This window comes from Streptomyces termitum (assembly GCF_014650175.1).
Classification (GTDB): domain Bacteria; phylum Actinomycetota; class Actinomycetes; order Streptomycetales; family Streptomycetaceae; genus Streptomyces; species Streptomyces termitum.
This window is the reverse complement of the sequence record NZ_BMUL01000002.1, coordinates 495,969-514,410: the sequence shown is the minus strand read 5'-3', so window position 1 is coordinate 514,410 and position 18,442 is coordinate 495,969. Positions and strand designations below refer to the sequence as shown.

Below are 18,442 nucleotides of genomic sequence, written 5' to 3'. Positions count from 1 at the left end.
AGCAACGCTGTTGCCCAAGTGCAAGCAGCGGCGACAATGGCCCGATGACGAGAGACCCGGACGCGACAGGCCCCGACGCGACGGACCCCGGCGGCACCGGCACGGGCCCCGCGGGCGGGGGCGCGAACCTGGCCGTGCTGCGCGGGCACAACGCGGCCCTCGTCCTCGACCTGCTGCGCACGGCGGGCCCCGACGGCATCAGCCGCCTCGAACTCGCCGACCGCACCGGCCTCACCCCGCAGGCCGTCAGCAAGATCACCGCCCGGCTGCGCGCCGAGGGGCTCGCCGACGGGGCCGGGCGCCGCGCCTCCACCGGCGGCAAGCCCCGCACGGTGCTGCGGCTCGTCCCCGGCGCCGCGCGCGCCGTCGGCGTCCACCTCGACCGGGACGGGGCGACCGTCGTCCTGACCGACCTCGCCGGGACCCCGCTCGCCGTCCGCCGCCGGTCCCTGGACCTGACGGCGGGCCCCGGACCGGTCCTCGCGGCCGTCGCGGCGGAGGTACGGGCGCTGCCGTCCGCCGGACCGGCCCGGATGCTCGGCGCCGGCGTGGCCATGCCCGGACCGCTGGACCACCGGCGGGGCGTGCCGGGGCGGGTCACCGGCGCGCCCGTCTGGGCGGGGGAGCCGGTGCGGGACGCGCTGGCCGCCAGGATCGGCCTGCCCGTCACCCTCGACAAGGACACCAACGCCGCCGCCCTCGGCCTCGCCCTGCGCCCCGGCGCCCCCCGCTCCTTCGCCTACGTCCACCTCGGTACGGGGCTCGGCGCCGGCCTCGTCCTCGGCGGCGTCCCGCTGCGCGGCGCGCGGACCGGGGCCGGCGAGCTGGGCCACCAGACCGTCCAGCTCGACGGGCCCCCGTGCGCCTGCGGGGCGCGCGGCTGCCTGGAGGTCCTCTGCCTGGCGGCGGTGGCGCGCGGCGACCTGCCCGGCGCGGCCCGGCTCCTCGGCACCGGCGCGGCCAACCTCGTCCGGCTCCTCGACGCCGACCGCATCCTGCTCGGCGGCCGGGTGGTGCGCGGCGCCCCCGACGTCCTCGCGGCCGGGGTGCGGGCGGTCCTGGCCGGCCTCGGACTGCCGGTCCCGGTCGAGACCGTGACCGCCCCGCACGCGGTGGCGACGGGCGCGGCCCACCTGGTCCTGGCACCGTTCTTCGGCCTGGACGGGACGGCGGGCGGGGCGACGCTCGGGCCGGTGGGCGGGCCGGTGGGCGGGGAGTGACGGTGGGGCCGGAGGGGGCCGGGCCCGGTGCCGGGCCGCCGGGCGGCCGGAGTGGTGGGCGGGGGCCCGGATCGAGGGTCGTACCGTCGGATCGTCCGACCGTACGCTGATCGGGCGGATCCGGCGGGCCGGTCGGGTGGCCCCCCGGTGCCGCCGCCCGTCCCCGGCCGGGCGGTGTGGCAGCGTCGCGGGCGACCCGCACGTCCGCGAGCAGCAAAGGCGTCCGCCATGGCACCCGCTCCCCGGCCCCTGCGCGGCGCCCTCGCCGCCGCGACCGTCGTGGTCCTGTCCGCCGCCCCCGCGGCGACCGCCCGCCCCACCGCCCCGACCCCCGCGCCCGCCGCCCCCGCCCTTCTCGCCCCGGCCGCCCCCGCCCCGCCCGCGCCCGCCTGCGGGCGCGCCTCCGACGACGCCTTCCCGCTCGACGTCCGCTTCCGCGACGCGCCCGACGCCCTTGCGGCGGGCGGCGCGCCCGCCGTCTGGGAGCTGGAGCTGCGCAACACCACCGGGAGCCTCTGCGCCGGGGTGCACCCGGTCCTCGTCCTCACCGACGCGCTGCGGGCGCTGCGCCCCGGGCAGATCCGGCTCGACTTCTACGACGACGGGGCCCGCCGCTGGCGTCCGGTCGCCTTCGAGACCACCGACGAGGCGGAGAACGTCGGCGCGTTCACCGACCCGAACGGGCCCGACGCCCCGGGCGGGCCGGACCGTTCCGCCGACCCCGACGCCCCCACCCGCTTCGACGGCTTCTCGGTCGCCGCCGGGCGGACCCTCGCCGTCCCCGTCCGGCTCGCCTTCCGTGCCGACGCCGCACCGCAGGAGGTCGTCCTCGGGGCCGTGCTGGTCCAGCGGCGCGGCGCCGACGGGGACTGGATCGGCCGCTCCGACGACCACCGGCTCACCATCGGCCCGCCCGGCCCCGAAGGCCCCGCGCCCCCCACCGGCCCCAGGCCCCCCAGCGCTCCCGCACCGTCCACCGCTCCCGCACGCCCCACCGCCCCCGCGCCGTCCGCGGACCCCGCGCTCCCTCCCGTACCCCCCGCGTCCTCCCCGCCGCCCGCGCCCACCCCGCCGGGTGCCCCCGTCCCCGTACCTGACGGATCTGCGGCCCCGGAGCCCTCCACCGGGGACGGAAACGGCGACGGCGACGAGTACGCCGAAGGGGACCCCGCCACCCGCCCCGGGCTTCCCCAACTCGCCGCCACGGGCGGGCGGGACGCCCTCCTCCCGGCCCTGGGCGCGGCCCTTCTCGTCCTGGCCGGCGCCCTCCTCGTCCGGGCCGCCCGCCGCCGGGCCTGAGCCCCGCCCCGCGCCCCCGGTCCACCCGCCGGGTCCGCGTGCCGCCCCGCGCCCCCGCACCCCCGGTCCACCCGCCGGACACCCTCCCGTTCACCCCCGTCTGCGACGATCCCGGGATGAACCGCCACCACGCCCCGCCCGGCCCCGCCGCCCCCGGCGCGCCCGGCTCGCCCGTCCGTTCCGGCGTCCCCGAGCACGGCCGCGTGCCGAAGTACTACGCGGTGAAGGCGCGGCTCTCCGTCCTCGTCGACGAGCTGGGGGAGGGCGGCGCGCTGCCCACCGAGCGCGAACTCGCCGTCCGCTACGAGGTGTCCCGCGAGACCCTGCGGCAGGCGCTGCGCGAACTGCTCCTGGAGGGGCGGGTGCGCCGCCGGGGGCGCGGCACCGTCGTCGCCGGGCCCAAGCTCGAACAGCCGCTGTCGCTGGCCAGTTACACCGAGGGGCTGCGCCGCCAGGGCCGCCGCCCCGGCCGTTCGCTGATCTCCCTGGACCGCTTCCCCTGCCCCGACGCGCTCGCGCCCGAGGTCGGCGCCGCGCCCGGCGAGCCGGTCTGGCACATGGAGCGGGTGCTGCTCGCCGACGACGAGCGGGTCGGCCTGGAGAGCACGTACGTCTCCGAGGCCCGCGCCCCGCGCCTGGACGCCGACTTCGACCCCGACTCCTCCTTCTACGGCTACCTCCGCGACCGGCTCGGCATCGTCTTCGGCGACGCCGACGAGAAGATCGAGACGGTGCTCGCCACCCCGCGCGAGGCGCTCCTCGTCGGCACCCCGCCCGCGCTGCCGATGCTGCTGCTGCACCGCGTCTCGCGGGACGGGGCGGGGCGGCCCCTGGAGCGGGTCAGGACCCTCTACCGGGGCGACCGGTTCAGCTTCACCGCCCACCTGGGCCCGCAGGACTGACCTCCGTCACGGAAACCCTGATCACGGAACGGTAACGGGTCTGGTCCAAGCTTGGCGGGCCGTTCACCGTCCCGTCGTCCGCCCGACCGGACCGGGTCACCCGCCGCCCGCACCGTGGACGGCATGAAGGTGATCGTCGTAGGAGCAGGCGTGGTGGGCACCATGCACGCCTGGCAGGCAGTGGAGCGCGGCCACGAGGTCGTGCACATCGAACGGGAGGCCGAGGCGCGCGGCGCCTCCCTCCGCAACTTCGGCCAGATCTGGGTCAGCGGACGCGCGGGCGGCGAGGAACTCGACACCGCCCTGCGCGCCCGCGAACTCTGGGAGGGCATCGGGGCCCGCGTCCCCGGCCTCGGCTTCCGGGCCATCGGCTCCCTCACCCCCGTCCGGGGCGCGCTGGAGACCGCCGTCGCCGAGGCGGCCGTCGCCCGCGAGGACGCCGCCGCCCGCGGCTACAAGCTCCTCACCCCCGAGGAGGCCCGCGCGGTCAACCCGGCCCTGCGCGGCTCCTTCGACGCCGCCCTGTGGTGCGAGCGGGACGCCGCCGTCGAGCCCCGCACCGCCCAGCTCGCCCTGCGCGAGGCGCTCCTCGCCACCGGCCGCTACACCTTCCTCCCGAACCGCGAGGTCCGCGAGGTCGTCGGCGAGCACGCCGTCCGCGACGACCACGGCGACCTGCACAGCGGCGACGCCGTCGTGCTGTGCACCGGCGCCTGGCTCTCCGGCCTGGTCCGCGAGGTCGCCGGCCCGGTCCCGGTCCGCCGGGTCCGCCTCCAGATGATGCAGACCGCCCCCCTCGGCGAGGCGCTGACCACCTCCGTCGCCGACGCCGACTCCTTCCGCTACTACCCGGCCTACGCCTCCGGCGCCCTCGACGCGCTCAACGCCGGCCAGGCGCAGGACCCCACCGCCGCCGCCCACAGGATGCAACTCCTCATGGTGCAGCGCCTCGACGGCGGACTGACCATCGGCGACACCCACGAGTACGAGCACCCCTTCGCCTTCGACACCGTCGAGGACCCCTACGAGCACCTGGTCCGCGTCGTCGAGTCCCTCCTCGGCCGCCCCCTCCCCGCGATCCGCCGCCGCTGGGCCGGCGTGTACGCGCAGTGCACGGACACCACCCGGGTCGTCCACCGCCAGCGCGTCCGGGACGGCGTCTGGCTCGTCACCGGACCCGGCGGCCGGGGCATGACCTGCTCGCCCGCCATCGCCGAGACCACCGCGAACGAACTGGGCTGGTGACACAGATGACCCGCACGCACCGCATGAACCTCGTCGTCCTCGACATGGCCGGTACCACCGTCGCCGACGGCGGCCTCGTCGAAGCGGCCTTCACCGCCGCCGCCGAACGCCTCGGCGAAGACCCCGCCACGATGATCGACTACGTCCGCGCCACCATGGGCGAGTCCAAGATCTCCGTCTTCCGCCACCTCTTCGGCGGCGACGAGACCCGCGCCCGGCAGGCCAACCTCGCCTTCGAGGAGGCGTACGGCGCCCTCGTCGACGGCGGCCGGATCAGCGCCCTGCCCGGCGCCGCCGCCACCATCGCGGAGCTGAAGGAGGAGGGCCGCACGGTCGTCCTCACCACCGGCTTCGCCCGCGTCACCCAGGACGCCATCCTCGACGCCCTCGGCTGGCACGGCCTGCCCGACCTCACCCTCTGCCCGGCCGACGCCGGCGGCCGCGGCCGCCCCCACCCGGACATGGTCCTCGCCGCCCTCCTGCGCACCGGCGCCGTCGACGACGTCCGCCGCACGGTCGTCGCCGGTGACACCTCGTACGACATGCTCAGCGGCGTCCGGGCCGGCGCCGGGATCGTCGCCGGCGTCCTCACCGGCGCCCACGACGCCGCCGCCCTCACCGGGCACGGCGCCACCCACGTCCTCGACTCGATCGCCGGACTCCCCGCCGCGATACGGGAGCACGCGTCGTGACCAGCGGCATCCGCTTCGACGCCGTCTCCGTCGCCTACGGGGACACCACCGTCCTCGACGCCCTCACCCTCACCGTCGAACCCGGCGAGGTGATGGCCCTCCTCGGGCCCTCCGGCTCCGGCAAGACCACCGCCCTGCGGACCGTCGCCGGCTTCGTCCGGCCCCGCTCCGGCCGGGTCCACATCGGCGACCGCGACGTCACCGACCTCCCGCCGTACAAGCGGGGCATCGGCATGGTCGTCCAGCAGTACGCCCTCTTCCCGCACCTGCGGGTCGACGAGAACGTCGCCTTCGGACTCAAGGCGCGGAAGCACCCCCGGGCCGAGATCCCCGGCCGGGTCGCCGAGGCCCTGGAGATGACCGGCATGGCGGCCTACGCCCGCCGCCACCCCCGCGAGCTCTCCGGCGGACAGCAACAGCGCGTCGCCATCGCCCGCGCCCTCGCCATCCGCCCCGACGTCCTCCTCCTCGACGAGCCGCTCTCCGCGCTCGACGCCCAGCTCCGCTCCGGCATGCTCGCCGAACTGGCCCGGCTGCACCGCGAACTCCCCGACGTCTCCATCCTGTACGTCACCCACGACCAGGTCGAGGCGCTCACCCTCGCCGACCGGATCGCCGTCATGGACCGGGCCAGGCTCCAGGACTGCGGCACCCCGCAGGAGCTGTACCGGCGCCCCCGCACCGAGTTCACCGCCTCCTTCGTCGGCAACGCCAACCTGCTGCCGGTCCGGGTCACCGCCGGCGGCGCCGAACTCGCCGGCACCGCCCTGGAGCTGCCCACCGACGGCGCCGCCCCCGGCTCCTCGGCCACCCTCTGCGTCCGCCCCCACCTCGTCGGCCTCGGCGCCGGGCCCAACGCCCTCACCGGCCGGATCGCCGAGGTCCAGTGGCGCGGCGCCACCCACCGGCTGTACGTCGACGTCGGCGGCCACCGGGTCAAGGCGGACGTCCGCGAACTGCGCGAGACCCCGCCGCTGGGCTCCGAGGTCACCCTCCACTTCGCGCCCGAGGACGCGGTCCTGCTGGCCGCGGGGGTGAACGATGGCTAGCGCCACCACCTCCACCGCCGCCCCGGCCCGCCCGGCCGCCGCCCGCCGGGAGCGGAGCCGTACCGTCCCCGGCTGGGTGTGGGCGCTGCCCCCGGTCGCCGTCCTCGGCCTGGTCTTCCTCTACCCGCTGGGGCTCGTCGTCCAGGAGTCCCTCGCCCCCGGCGCGTACGCCTCCGTCTTCGCCTCCGCCTCCTTCCGGGACGCGCTCCTCACCACCGTGTGGCTCGCGCTCGGCGCCACCGTCGGCTGCCTCGTCCTCGGCTTCGTCCTCGCCCTGATCGTGGCCTTCGTGCCCTTCCCCGGGGCGAAGGCGGTCTCCCGCTTCATCGACGTCTTCCTCTCCTTCCCCTCCTTCCTCATCACCCTCGCCCTGCTGTTCGTGTACGGCACGGTCGGCATGGCCAACGGACTGTGGACCGGCGCCACCGGCGCCGCCGAGGGGCCCTTCCACTTCCTCACCACCCCGTGGGGCGTCCTGCTCGCCGAGATCACGTACTTCACCCCGTTCGTGATGCGGCCCCTGCTCGCCGCCTTCTCCCAACTGGACACCGCCCAGCTGGAGGTGGCGTCCTCGCTCGGCGCCCGCCCCGCCCGGATCGTGCGGCGGGTGATCCTCCCCGAGGCGCTGCCCGCCCTCGCCGCCGGCGGCAGCCTCGTCCTCGTCATGTGCCTCAACGAGTTCGGCATCGTCCTCTTCACCGGCGCCAAGGGCGTCACCACCCTGCCGATGCTCGTCTACTCCAAGGCCATCCTCGAATCCGACTACGCCGCCGCCTGCGTCGTCGCCGTCGTCAACGTCGCGATCTCCGTCGGCCTCTACGGCCTCTACCGGGTGGTGAGCAAGCGTGCTGGTGCATAGCCGGACCGGCCGGGCGGCGTCCTGGGCCCTCTTCGCGGTCCTCTTCGTCCCGCTGTTCGCCGTCCCCCTCCTCGTCATCCTCGCCGCCTCCTTCTCCACCCACTGGTCCGGCGCCTTCCCGTCCGGCCCGACCGCCGGGCACTACACGGCCGCCGTCCGCGGCGAGTCCCTCCAGGCGCTCACCACCAGCCTCGTCACGGCCGCCGCCGCCAGCGCCCTCGCGCTGACCCTCGGCACCTGGGCCGCGCTCGCCGCCGCCGCGCTGCGCGGCCGGGGCCGCCGGCTCCTCGACGCCCTCTTCGTCCTGCCGCTGGCCGTCCCCTCGGTGGTCGTCGGCCTCGCCGTCCTGGTGGCCTTCTCCCGGCCCCCGATCCTCCTCAACGGCACCCGCTGGATCGTGATCCTCGCCCACACCGTCCTGGTCACGGCCTTCGCCCACCAGTCGGTCTCGGCCGCGATCCGCCGCCTCGACCCGATGTACGAGCAGGCGGCTGCCGGTCTCGGCGCCCGCCCCTGGTACGTCCTCCTGCGGGTGAAGCTGCCCCTGCTGCTGCCCTCCCTCGGGGCCGCCGCCGGACTCTGCTTCGCCCTGTCCATGGGAGAGCTCAGCGCCACGATGATGCTCTACCCGCCGGACTGGATGCCGCTCCCCGTGCTGGTCTTCACCGCCACCGACCGCGGCTCCCTCTTCACCGGATCGGCCCTCGCGGTGGTCCTCATGGCCACCACCCTGCTGGTCCTGCTCGCCGTCTCCCGCATCCGCACCAAAGCCACCTACCGCTGATGAGCCCCACACCAGGAGAGAACGACGTCATGCGCACGTACGCCAAGCCGGTCGCCGCCGTCACCGGCGCCCTCGCCCTCGCCGCCACCCTCACCGCCTGCGGCGGCTCCTCCGCCGCCGCCGACGAGAAGACCGTCACCGTCTACAGCGCCGACGGCCTCAAGGGCGAGAAGGGCGACGGCTGGTACGACAAGGTCTTCGCCGACTTCGAGAAGCAGACCGGCATCAAGGTGAAGTACGTGGAGGGCGGCTCCGGGGAGATGGTCCAGCGGGCCCTGCGCGAGAAGTCCAACACGCAGGCCGACGTGATCGTCACCCTCCCGCCCTTCATCCAGCAGGCCGGCTCCAAGGGCCTGCTCCAGAAGTACGTCCCGAAGGGCGCCGACCAGGTCGACGGCGCCGACAAGGCCGCCGACGGCACCTGGACCTCCGTCGTCAACAACTACTTCGGCTTCGTCCACAACAAGAAGGAGCTGCCGCAGCCCCCCGGCACCTGGGAGGCCCTGCTCGACGGCCGGTTCAAGAACCGGCTCCAGTACTCCACCCCCGGCGTCGCGGGCGACGGCACCGCCGTCCTCATCAAGGCCATGCACGACTTCGGCGGCCAGGCCCCGGCCCTGGAGTACCTGAAGAAGCTCCAGGCCAACAACGTCGGCCCGTCCTCCTCCACCTCCAAGCTCGCCCCCAAGACCGACAAGGGCGAACTCCTCGTCGCCAACGGCGACGTCCAGATGAACTTCGCCCAGGCCAAGTCCATGCCGAACCTCGGCATCTGGTTCCCCGCCAAGGAGGGCGGCAGGCCCACCACCTTCGCCCTGCCCTACGCGGCCGGACTCGTCGACAAGGCCCCGCACACCGAGAACGGCAAGAAGCTCCTCGACTTCATGCTCGCCGAGAACGCCCAGCGCGAGGTCAGCGCCATCGGCGGCGGCTTCCCCGCCCGCAAGGACGTCAAGCCCGCCGACGCCAACGCCGTCGCCCTCGCCAAGCTCATCGACGGCGTCGAGGTCTTCGAGCCCGACTGGGCCGACATCGACGAGAACCTCACCGCCTACGTCGACGCGTGGAAGACCGCCACCGGCAGCTGAGAGTTCACCGGACGCCCCCTGGAAAGCCCCCCGCGGATCGCGGAAGGATAACGGGTACGGACCAACGCCCCTGAGAAATCAGGGGCGTTGGCGTGACCCCACCCCCTCCCAGGAGGCATCGCATGCCGACGACCGGCATCCCCCGCCGCACCGTGCTCGCCACCGCCGCCGCGACCACCGCCCTCGCCGCCACCGGTCTCGCCACCGCCACCACCGCCCGCGCGGCCACCACCGCCGCCCCGGTCCTCCCGAACGGCACCAGCCGCGACAAGGTCCTCGTCGTCGGCATGGACGGCCTGCGCCACGACCGCATCGACGCGGCGAACGCCCCCGTCCTCACGTCCCTCATGGCGAACGGCACCTACGGCCGCTCCCTGCTCTACGCCCAGCCCATGGCCGCCACCTCCTCCGGCCCCGGCTGGTCCACGATCTCCACCGGCGTCTGGCCCGACAAGCACGGCGTCCGGGACAACACCTTCACCGGCAAGAACTACGGCCGCTACCCCGGCTTCCTGGCCCGCCTCGCCCAGGTCCGCCCCGAACTCTCCCTCTTCGCCGCCGTCGACTGGCCCGAACTCGACACCCACGGCACCGTCACCCCCGGCGCCGACGCGAAACTCGTCTACGACAACGACTACGCCGTCAACGACGAGGTGATCACCGGCCTCACCGAGCAGATCCTGCGCGACCAGAACCCCGACGTCCTCTTCGTCTACTTCGGCGAGACCGACGAGATCGGCCACACCTACGGCGCCGCGCACGCCAGGTACCTCGACGCCATCGCCGTCCAGGACCGGCAGCTCGGCCGCCTCCTCGCCGCGATCGAGGCCCGCCCCACCCGCGCCGCCGAACGCTGGACCGTCCTCGTCGCCACCGACCACGGCCACACCGACGCCGGCGGCCACGGCGGCTCCAGCGTCGAGGAGCGCCGCACCTTCGTCCTCGCTCAGGGCCCCGGCATCGCCGCAGGCGCCCGCCCCCTCGACACCCGCCTCGTGGACGTCGCCGCCACCGTCTTCCACCAGCTCGGCATCGTCCCCGACCCCTCCTGGGGCCTCGACGGCAAGCCCGTCCAGCAGCGCACCGCCGACCCCTTCGACACCCTCCAGCCCGTCCTCACCGGCCGCGCCGACGAGACCGGCGTCCCGGCCGGAGTCCTCGGCTTCACCCACACCCCGCCGAGCGGCTGGTCCGTCATCAACAACGCCATGGGCACCGGCGGCGTCGCCGAATGGCGCGGCTGGTCCTTCGCCACCGACGAGTTCTGGTCCCGCTCCCAGCGCGACCAGTGGCGCGAGCTCAACGTCCGCGCCCGGGGCGTCTTCGCCGTCGCCGACTCCGACGAGTGGGCCGACAAGGCCTTCTCGGGGACGTACGACTCCACGCTGGTCACCCCGGCGTACGCGGTCGGCGGCGCCGCCTCCGTCACCCTCGGCTTCACCACGCTCTACCGCCAGGAGGGCGCCCAGAGCGCCCAGATCCTCGCGAGCTTCAACGGCGGCACCCCCGCCGTCGTCAAGAGCTACACCGCCGACGTCGTCTCCCAGCCCCAGGCGGTGACCGTCCCCGTCCCCGCCGGCGCGTCGAGCGTCAGCTTCCGCTTCCGCTACACCGGGTCCAACAACTGGTACTGGACGATCGACGGGGTCACCGTCACCCCGTCCTGACCTACGCTGGGGGCGTCGCCACAGCGCTGTCGCGTCGCCCCCGTACACCGCACGACCCGCACGGCAGGAGTCCCGCACCCATGGCAGAACGCAAGCCGATCGAATCCTGGCTCACCGACATGGACGGCGTCCTCATCCACGAGGGCGTGCCGATCCCCGGCGCCGACGCGTTCATCAGGAAGCTGCGGGAGACCGGGAAGCCCTTCCTGGTCCTCACCAACAACTCGATCTACACCGCCCGCGACCTGCACGCCCGGCTCCGCCGCATGGGCCTCGACGTGCCCGTCGAGAACATCTGGACCTCGGCCCTCGCCACCGCCAAGTTCCTCGACGACCAGCGCCCCGGCGGCACCGCCTACGTCATCGGCGAGGCCGGCCTCACCACCGCCCTCCACGACATCGGCTACGTCCTCACCGACCACGAGCCCGACTACGTGGTCCTCGGCGAGACCCGCACCTACTCCTTCGAGGCGATGACCAAGGCCGTCCGCCTCATCAACAACGGCGCCCGCTTCATCTGCACCAACCCCGACGAGACCGGCCCCTCCCTGGAGGGCCCGCTCCCCGCCACCGGCTCCGTCGCCGCCCTCATCACCAAGGCCACCGGCAAGGACCCGTACTTCGCGGGCAAGCCCAACCCGCTGATGATGCGCACCGGGCTCAACGCCATCGGCGCCCACTCCGAGTCCAGCGCGATGATCGGCGACCGGATGGACACCGACATCCTCGCCGGCCTGGAGGCGGGCATGCAGACCTTCCTCGTCCTCACCGGCCTCACCTCGCAGGCGGAGATCGACCGCTTCCCCTTCCGCCCCTCGAAGGTCGTGAAGTCGATCGCGGACATCGTCGACCGCGTCTGACCGCCGCCCCCGGGCGCGCCCCTGCGGATGCGGGAACGGCCGAACCGGGTGACCCTGCCAGTATCAGGAGGTCACCATGCGTTCATGTCCCATCGCGCTGAGTGCCGCAGGGGCGGCCCTCGCGCTGGTGCTCGCACCCACGGCGGGCACCGCCTTCGCCCACGACGGCGTCCAGGTCACCATCACCCCGTCCACCGCGGCCCCCGACACCGACGTCGACGTCCGGGCCCAGGGGTGCAGCGGCACCACCGGCGCCGCCCGGTCCCAGGCGTTCGTCCGGGAGGCCGCGCTGACCGGCCGGGACGGCGACTACCCCCTCTACGGCGGAGCCACCCTGCGCTCCGACATCGAGGACGGCACCTACAAGGTCTCCGTCAGCTGCGACGGCCACGACCACAACGACATCGGCACCGTCACCGTGCGCCGCCACCACCAGCGGCCCACCCACCGGCCGGTGCCGATCGCCCCGGTCCGCGCGGGCGGCGGCGGCACCGCCGCCTTCGCGGCCCCCGCCGCGCCGGGCGTCGCCCAGACCGCGGGCGAGGGCGGCCTCGGCACCCCGTACACCCTGCTCGGCCTCGGCATGGCGGCCGTCGCCGCCGTCGCGGTGGCCCGCCGCAGCTCCCGCCGCCGAGGGGAAGCGGACCCGGGCGCGGGCACGGACTGACCGTGGCCGCCGCCCGCCGCCCGGTCACCGGCGTGGCCTGGGCGGTCCTGCTCCTCGGACTGTGGCTCTGGGGCCGGGACGGCGTCGACGGCCCCGGCGGCAGCTCGGCGCCGACGCGCGGGGACATCGCCGCCGTCGGCCGCCCGCTGGACGTGGAGCTGCCGCCGGCCCGCGACCCGCTCCCCGGCACCCCCGCCCCGCGCCGCGTCGCCCTGCCCGAGCTCGGCGTCGACGCCCCGGTCGTCCCCCGGGGCCTCGACGCCGACGGGGCGGTCGACCCGCCGCCGTACGAGATGCCGCAGACGGTCGGCTGGTACGGCTCCGGCACCACCCCCGGCGCGGCCGGACCGGCGCTCCTCGTCGGCCACGTCGACACCGAGACCCGGCCCGCCGTCTTCTACGGGCTCAGCGCCGCCCGCCCCGGCCAGCACGTCCGCGTCACCCGGACGGACGGATCGGTCGCGGTCTTCACCATCGACGACGTGCGGGTCGTCCCGCGCGAGGGCTTCGACGCCCGCGCGGTCTACGGCTCCCGCGACCCGTCCCGCGCCGAACTCCGCCTCATCACCTGCGGCGGCACCTTCGACCGCGAGGCCGGCCTCTACACGGCGAACGTCGTCGTCTCGGCCTACCTGACCGCGACGGAGTAACCCCCTCCCGGTCCGCCCCCGGCCACCCCGCGCCCCGGCGCGGGGTGGCCGGGGGCGGGCCGGGGCCGTGTCGCGGCGCGCCGGGGCGTGCGGTGCCGCGCCGCGGCGTGCCCTGCGGGGGCCGGGTGCCGGGGCGGCGCCGTGCCGTGCCGGGGTCGTGTGCCGGAACGGCGCCGCGTCGTGCCGGAGGCCGTGTCACGGCGGGGGCGGCGGGCCGCCGTGTCACGATGCCCCATGTTCTTCCCCGCGCCCCCGCCGGCGCCCCCGTCCGAGCCCCCTCCCGCCCGGGTCCGCCGACCCGGCGGACGGCTCCGCGCGCCCGCCCGCGCCGCCCGTCCGCTCGCCCTCGCGCTCGCCGCCGCGGCCCTCGCGGGGTGCGGCGCCGCCGCGTCCCCCGGGCCCGCCGCGCTCTCCCTCGAACCCGCCGCAGGGCCGACCGCCGTCGACGCGGGCGCGCCCTACTGGGTGAATCCGGACGGGAAGGCCGCCCGCGCGGCGGCGGCGCACCGCGCGGCGGGGCGGACCGCCGAGGCCGGGCTGCTGGACCGGATCGCGACCCGCCCGGTGGCGGAGTGGATCGGCCCGGACCGTCCCGAGGCGGAGGCCAGGGAGCTGACCGGGGCGGCGGCGCGGGCCGGCCGCGCCTCCCTCCTCGTCCTCTACGACGTCCCCGGCCGCGACTGCGGCCTGCACTCGGCGGGCGGCGCCCCCGACGGGCCCGCGTACCTCGCCTGGGTGGACGCGGTCGCCCGGGGCATCGGGAGCCGCCGGGCGACGGTGGTCCTGGAGCCCGACGCGGTGACGCACGCGGTGGACGGCTGCCTCCCCGAGGAGCGCCGCGCCGAGCGGTACTCCCTGCTCAAGGCGGCCGTCGAACGGCTGAAGAGGCAGCCTGCCGTCACCGTCCACCTGGACGCGGGCAACGCGGGCTGGATCGCCCCGGACCGGCTGGCCGAACCGCTGCGGGAGTCCGGCGTCGCCGCGGCCGACGGCTTCGCGGTCAACGTCTCGAACTTCCGCACGACCGGCGAGAGCGTCGCGTACGGGCGGCAGCTCTCCGCGCTGGTCGGCGGCAAGCCCTTCGTCGTCGACACCAGCCGGAACGGGAACGGCCCCTACACGGAGGGCGACCCCGCCGAGAGCTGGTGCAATCCGCCGGGCCGGGCCCTCGGCGAGCCGCCGACCCTCCGCACGGGCGACCCGCTGGTCCGCGCCTATCTGTGGATCAAGCGGCCGGGCGAGTCGGACGGGGAGTGCCGGGGCGGCCCCCGGGCGGGGGAGTGGTTCGACGCCTACGCCCTGGAACTGGCCCGCAACGCACGGTAGTTGAAGCGGAGAAACAGAAAGCCCCTCGCATGAGCGAGGGGCTTTCCGGTCGGTGCGCCGCCAGGGACTCGAACCCCGGACCCGCTGATTAAGAGTCAGCTGCTCTAACCAACTGAGCTAGCGGCGCCTGCTGACAGAGAGAACTCTACCCGACCTCCGGGCGTGGTTCTGACCAATATCGATCGTCCGGCAGGTCGCCCCCGGCCTGTCGGATGGTGTTATCAGACCGTTGATCCGTCAAAATGCGATTTGTCCAGACAGTTGAGAAACTGGCGCCCGAAACGAGGCCCAGAAGATCTTGACGAGTGTGGAGGGGAAGCGCATGAGCGTGCCGGTCTTCGAAGAATTCGAACCCGCGCCCGACTGTGGCTGCCCGGGCTGTGCCCGGCAGCGGCGTGACCTCGCGCTGGGCCTGCCGGTCCGCGCGGGCGGCCACCCGGCGGCGCACGGCGCCCGCCGGGCCCTGGTCCTGGTCACGGCGGCGGGCGCGGTCCTGGGCGGAGGCGGCGGCACCGCCGTCGCGGGGGTCCTCGCCCCGGCCGCCCCGTCGGACCCGGCCGGCGCGTCCGGGGCCGCCGACGTGTCCGGCGTGTCCGACGCGTCCGACGTGACGCAGGTCACCGACACCCCGCAGGGCGGCCGGGCCCCGCTGCACGGCCCGCCGGCCGCGCCCACCCCCGGCGCGGTCCCGACGACCAGTCAGGTCTCGGCGGAGACGCTCCGCAGGACGACCCGCACCGAGATCATCAACCGGGCGAAGAAGTGGGTCGCGGCCCGGGTGCCGTACTCGATGGACAAGTACTGGTCCGACGGATACCGCCAGGACTGCTCCGGCTACATCTCGATGGCCTGGAACCTGAGCAGCAACGAGTGGACCGGCAGCCTCGACCGCTTCGCCGTCCGCATCGCCCGCTCCGAGCTCCAGCCCGGCGACATCCTGCTGTTCCACAACCCGGCCGACCCCACCCGGGGCTCGCACGTGACGCTCTTCGGCGGCTGGACGGACTACACCCACACCTCGTACACCGCCTACGAGCAGACCAAGCCGCGCACGCGGAAGCAGGCCACGCCGATGGCGTACTGGGAGAACTCCGACCGGTACGTCGCCTACCGCTACAAGGGCCTGGTCTCCGGTACCACCGGCTCGGGCCCGGTCGCGACGCCGGCGGCGTACCCCGGCGCGGCGAAGTTCGGCCCCGGCGCGAACAACGCCTCCGTGACCAGGCTCGGCGAGATGCTCGTGGCCCGGGGCGGCAAGCGCTTCTACACCGAGGGCCCGGGGCCGAAGTGGGGCGAGGCGGACCGCAGGGCGACCCAGGCGTTCCAGCTCGCGCAGGGCTGGAAGGGCAAGGAGGCGGACGGTCTGCCGGGTCCGCACACCTGGAAGCTCCTCGTCACCGGGGAGGGCCGGGACATCGGCGGTTCGAGTGGTTCGGGCGGTCCGAGCGCAGATGCGAACGGGTTCCCCGGGCGTGGCTCCTTCCGTCCGGGCCAGTCCAACGCATATGTGGAGAAGCTGGGCAAACAACTGGTGAAGCGGGGCTTCGGCAAGCACTACCTGTCGGGACCCGGTCCGCGCTGGACGGAGGCGGACCGCCGCAACGTCGAGGCGTTCCAGCGGGCACAGGGCTGGCGCGGCGCGGCGGCCGACGGCTACCCGGGCCCGGAGACCTGGCGGCGTTTGTTCCGATGACCCCGAGAGCATGAGGTGGACCCCGAATGACGGCAGCGAACCCGAACGACTCGGGAGCGGCGGCCTCGCGCGACGCGGCGCGCACGGCCCGCCGCCTCACCGACGGCACCCTCCCCCGCCGCCCCACCCCACCGGACCCCCCGCAGCCACCGGCCCCGGCGGCGGCGCGGCCGGAGCCGTCCCCGGCGGTGACGCGGCAGGACCCGGCGCCGGTGGCGCGCCCGGAGCCGTCCCCGCCACCGGTGCGGGCCGAGTCGATCCCGCCGTCGGCACGGGCCGAGGCGGCACCGGAGCCCGTGCGGACCGAGCCGGGTCCGCCTCCGGCCCCGGGCGGGTCGGGCCCGGCGACGGCCCGGCCCGGGGCGGGCGATCCCGCAGGACCCCCGGTGGTACGGAGCGGGGGCACCCCACAGCCGACCGCGCCGCCCGCGCCGGACCCGAAGGCGCCGGTCGCGCCGGGCCCGGTCGCGCCGAGCCCCGCCGCGTCGGCGCCGACCGAGCCGGCCACGACCGCGCCCGCTCGGGTCGCGCCGCGTCCGGCCGCGACGGCCCCGACCGCTCCGGGCCCGGCCGTGTCGGAGCCACCCGCGCCACCCGCACCGACCGCGTCGGGCCCGTCCGCTTCCGTCGGGTCCGCCGCGTCGGCGGTCCGGTCCGGCGGTCCGGTCACGGGTCCGGCGCGCACCGGCGGGCCCGCCGCTCCCGCGCCCCCGGCGGTCCGTACGACTCCGGACGCCGGGGCCGTACCGGGCACGGGTCCGGACCGGGGCGCCGCCCCCGCCGAGCGGTCGAGCCGTCCGGAGCGGGCCACCGCGCCCACGTCCGCACCCGTCACGCGCACGGCTCCGGCCACCCCGGCCCCCCAAACGGCCCCGACCGCCCAGACCGCCCCGACCGCCCAGGCCACTCCGCCCGCCGCCCCCGTCGGCCGCAGGCCCCCGGCGGCCGACGCGGCGCCGGTCGCTCCCGGCGGGGTGCTCGCGGCCGGGGCCGGACGGGTCCCGGGACGCCCGCCCGCCACCACCGTCCCGACCACCGTCCCGACCACAGGTCCGCCCGCCACCACCGTTCCGACCACCGTTCCGACCACAGGCCCGGCCCCCGGTCCGACTGTCGGCCCGATCATCGGCCCGACCACCGGCCCGGTCGACGGTTCGGCCGCCGTCCCGACCGCCGGCCCCCCGGCCGTCGGTGTCTTCAAGGAGGAGTGGGACGTGCTCGACTTCGCGCGGATCACCGGGGCGCGGGTGCGTTCCGTCGCCGTGCCGGTGGCGGCCGTGGGGCGGTTGCCGAGGCGGAAGAACGTGATCGGGGTCGAGACGACCGGCTCGATCCCCGTCCACCTGCTGTTCCGGGACGCCGGTGCCGCCGCGGTGGCGGGCGCGGACGACGGCGGCCCGGACACGGTCGCGATGGCGCCGCCCGCGCGCCCGCGCCCGGAGTCCCGGACCGTGATCCCGCGCCCGGCGGCGAAACCGGCGCGGCCCGCCGCGGCGCGGCCCGCGCCGACCGCCGATCCGGAACTGGCCGAGCGGCCCGCCCGGGTGCTGCCGGGCTGGGTCGGGGTGCTGGGCGCGCTGGCCGCGCTCGCCGGGTGCGCGGCGGTGCTGTGGTGGGCGGGGGCGGTGCCCGGCGCGGCGGAGCGGATGCTGCGCCTGCCGCCGCGCGCGTACCACGGCATCCACCTGGGGGAGTGGGCGCTGCTCGCGCTCGGCGTGCTGGCGCTGCTGTTCGCGGTGGGCGGGCTGGGCCGGGGCCGGGTGGGGTACGCCTGGGTGCTGACGCTGTTCGGTGAGTACCGGGGGACCGTGCGCCGGACGGGCCTGGTGTGGGCGAGCCCGCTGCTGCTGCGCCGCCGGGTGGACGTGCGGCTGCGGCACTGGCGGAGCGAGCCGCTGCCGGCCGTGGACGCGAAGGGCACGGCGCTGGACGTGACGGTCCTGGTGGTGTGGCGGGTGCGGGACACCGTGCGGGCCGCGCTGGGCGTGGACGGCCACGAGGAGTACCTGCGCGAGCAGGTGGAGGCGGCGATGGCGCGGGTCCTGTCGCAGCTTCCGGCGGACGCGTTCCACGAGGACGCGCCGACGCTGCGGGACGCGGAGGCGGTGGGGGAGGCGCTGACGCGGCTGCTGTCGGCGGAGTGCGTGCCGGTGGGCCTGGAGGTGTTCTCGGCGCAGCCGACGAGGATCGAGTACGCCCCCGAGGTGGCGCAGGCGATGCGCCGCCGCCGGATCGCGGCGATCGACGCGAAGCACCGGGACAGCGTGCTGACCTCGGTGGTGGACGCGGTGGACGACGTGGTCCACCGGCTGACCAGCCGTGGTCTGGTGGAGCTGGACGACTACGAGCGGAAGGCGCTGGTGAAGGACCTGACGGTGGCGTTCTACACGGGGCGGGGCGGGGCGGGCGAGGGCGCCTGAGTCCGGGGTCCGGCCGGGCGG

The 18,442-nt window shown here is 76.0% G+C and carries 16 protein-coding genes and 1 tRNA gene; 16 read left to right on the top strand and 1 reads right to left on the bottom strand.

Features of this window, described 5'->3' with window-relative positions; translation table 11 throughout:
• Positions 1-44: 44 nt before the first annotated feature.
• The 14 genes from IE219_RS05570 to IE219_RS05505 all read left to right on the top strand — a co-directional run bounded on the left by IE219_RS05570 (position 45) and on the right by IE219_RS05505 (position 14,308).
• On the top strand, positions 45-1,220 hold the full coding sequence (locus tag IE219_RS05570; RefSeq protein ID WP_189975376.1) for an ROK family transcriptional regulator: 1,176 nt from the start codon (positions 45-47) through the stop codon (positions 1,218-1,220).
• A gap of 228 nt (positions 1,221-1,448) precedes the next feature.
• The gene (locus IE219_RS05565; RefSeq protein WP_189975375.1) at positions 1,449-2,519 is read left to right on the top strand and encodes a hypothetical protein; all 1,071 of its coding nucleotides are present in this window, start codon (positions 1,449-1,451) and stop codon (positions 2,517-2,519) included.
• Positions 2,520-2,635: 116 nt separating this feature from the next.
• Complete coding sequence (locus tag IE219_RS05560; RefSeq protein ID WP_189975374.1) at positions 2,636-3,421, top strand: GntR family transcriptional regulator; 786 nt, start codon at positions 2,636-2,638, stop codon at positions 3,419-3,421.
• Positions 3,422-3,544: 123 nt separating this feature from the next.
• The gene (locus tag IE219_RS05555; protein WP_189975373.1) at positions 3,545-4,666 is read left to right on the top strand and encodes a TIGR03364 family FAD-dependent oxidoreductase; all 1,122 of its coding nucleotides are present in this window, start codon (positions 3,545-3,547) and stop codon (positions 4,664-4,666) included.
• 5 nt (positions 4,667-4,671) lie between these two features.
• Positions 4,672-5,358: a phosphonatase-like hydrolase gene (locus IE219_RS05550; RefSeq protein WP_189975372.1), complete on the top strand. Its 687-nt coding sequence runs from the start codon at positions 4,672-4,674 to the stop codon at positions 5,356-5,358.
• Entirely contained in the window at positions 5,355-6,407 is a 1,053-nt protein-coding gene (locus tag IE219_RS05545) for an ABC transporter ATP-binding protein (protein ID WP_189975371.1), read from the top strand. Before IE219_RS05550 ends, IE219_RS05545 begins: the two co-directional genes overlap by 4 nt.
• On the top strand, positions 6,400-7,266 hold the full coding sequence (locus IE219_RS05540) for a 2-aminoethylphosphonate ABC transporter permease subunit (protein WP_189975370.1): 867 nt from the start codon (positions 6,400-6,402) through the stop codon (positions 7,264-7,266). The genes IE219_RS05545 and IE219_RS05540 overlap by 8 nt, the downstream gene beginning before the upstream one ends.
• Positions 7,253-8,050 (top strand): ABC transporter permease subunit, encoded by a 798-nt coding sequence (locus IE219_RS05535; RefSeq protein WP_189975369.1) that lies wholly within the window; start codon positions 7,253-7,255, stop codon positions 8,048-8,050. The genes IE219_RS05540 and IE219_RS05535 overlap by 14 nt, the downstream gene beginning before the upstream one ends.
• A gap of 29 nt (positions 8,051-8,079) precedes the next feature.
• Positions 8,080-9,138, top strand: coding sequence for a 2-aminoethylphosphonate ABC transporter substrate-binding protein (locus IE219_RS05530; RefSeq protein WP_189975516.1), 1,059 nt, complete (start codon positions 8,080-8,082; stop codon positions 9,136-9,138).
• A 122-nt stretch (positions 9,139-9,260) separates the two neighbouring features.
• Positions 9,261-10,805 (top strand): alkaline phosphatase family protein, encoded by a 1,545-nt coding sequence (locus IE219_RS05525; protein WP_189975368.1) that lies wholly within the window; start codon positions 9,261-9,263, stop codon positions 10,803-10,805.
• A gap of 80 nt (positions 10,806-10,885) precedes the next feature.
• Entirely contained in the window at positions 10,886-11,665 is a 780-nt protein-coding gene (locus IE219_RS05520) for an HAD-IIA family hydrolase (protein WP_189975367.1), read from the top strand.
• Positions 11,666-11,741: 76 nt separating this feature from the next.
• Positions 11,742-12,332, top strand: coding sequence for a hypothetical protein (locus tag IE219_RS05515; RefSeq protein WP_189975366.1), 591 nt, complete (start codon positions 11,742-11,744; stop codon positions 12,330-12,332).
• Positions 12,329-12,982, top strand: coding sequence for a class F sortase (locus IE219_RS05510; protein WP_189975515.1), 654 nt, complete (start codon positions 12,329-12,331; stop codon positions 12,980-12,982). The genes IE219_RS05515 and IE219_RS05510 overlap by 4 nt, the downstream gene beginning before the upstream one ends.
• A gap of 234 nt (positions 12,983-13,216) precedes the next feature.
• A complete protein-coding gene (locus IE219_RS05505; protein ID WP_189975365.1) occupies positions 13,217-14,308 on the top strand; it encodes a glycoside hydrolase family 6 protein in 1,092 nt (363 codons plus the stop codon).
• A 53-nt stretch (positions 14,309-14,361) separates the two neighbouring features.
• Here the strand turns inward: IE219_RS05505 and IE219_RS05500 are convergent.
• A tRNA-Lys gene (locus tag IE219_RS05500) sits at positions 14,362-14,435 on the bottom strand.
• A 195-nt stretch (positions 14,436-14,630) separates the two neighbouring features.
• On the opposite strand from IE219_RS05500, the gene IE219_RS05495 reads away from it, so the two are divergent.
• The gene (locus IE219_RS05495; protein WP_189975364.1) at positions 14,631-16,001 is read left to right on the top strand and encodes a peptidoglycan-binding protein; all 1,371 of its coding nucleotides are present in this window, start codon (positions 14,631-14,633) and stop codon (positions 15,999-16,001) included.
• Positions 16,002-17,215: 1,214 nt separating this feature from the next.
• Positions 17,216-18,421 (top strand): SPFH domain-containing protein, encoded by a 1,206-nt coding sequence (locus IE219_RS31565; RefSeq protein ID WP_229849597.1) that lies wholly within the window; start codon positions 17,216-17,218, stop codon positions 18,419-18,421.
• Positions 18,422-18,442: the final 21 nt, after the last annotated feature.

Excerpts from the sequence above, each read along its gene's own strand:
- IE219_RS05520 (WP_189975367.1), top strand. The coding sequence starts at position 10,886 with ATGGCAGAACGCAAGCCGATCGAATCCTGGCTCACCGACATGGACGGC.
- IE219_RS05515 (WP_189975366.1), top strand. The coding sequence starts at position 11,742 with ATGCGTTCATGTCCCATCGCGCTGAGTGCCGCAGGGGCGGCCCTCGCG.
- IE219_RS05495 (WP_189975364.1), top strand. The coding sequence starts at position 14,631 with ATGAGCGTGCCGGTCTTCGAAGAATTCGAACCCGCGCCCGACTGTGGC.
- IE219_RS05540 (WP_189975370.1), top strand. The coding sequence starts at position 6,400 with ATGGCTAGCGCCACCACCTCCACCGCCGCCCCGGCCCGCCCGGCCGCC.
- IE219_RS05560 (WP_189975374.1), top strand. The coding sequence starts at position 2,636 with ATGAACCGCCACCACGCCCCGCCCGGCCCCGCCGCCCCCGGCGCGCCC.
- IE219_RS05555 (WP_189975373.1), top strand. The coding sequence starts at position 3,545 with ATGAAGGTGATCGTCGTAGGAGCAGGCGTGGTGGGCACCATGCACGCC.
- IE219_RS05570 (WP_189975376.1), top strand. The coding sequence starts at position 45 with ATGACGAGAGACCCGGACGCGACAGGCCCCGACGCGACGGACCCCGGC.
- IE219_RS05505 (WP_189975365.1), top strand. The coding sequence starts at position 13,217 with ATGTTCTTCCCCGCGCCCCCGCCGGCGCCCCCGTCCGAGCCCCCTCCC.
- IE219_RS05565 (WP_189975375.1), top strand. The coding sequence starts at position 1,449 with ATGGCACCCGCTCCCCGGCCCCTGCGCGGCGCCCTCGCCGCCGCGACC.
- IE219_RS05525 (WP_189975368.1), top strand. The coding sequence starts at position 9,261 with ATGCCGACGACCGGCATCCCCCGCCGCACCGTGCTCGCCACCGCCGCC.
- IE219_RS05550 (WP_189975372.1), top strand. The coding sequence starts at position 4,672 with ATGACCCGCACGCACCGCATGAACCTCGTCGTCCTCGACATGGCCGGT.
- IE219_RS05530 (WP_189975516.1), top strand. The coding sequence starts at position 8,080 with ATGCGCACGTACGCCAAGCCGGTCGCCGCCGTCACCGGCGCCCTCGCC.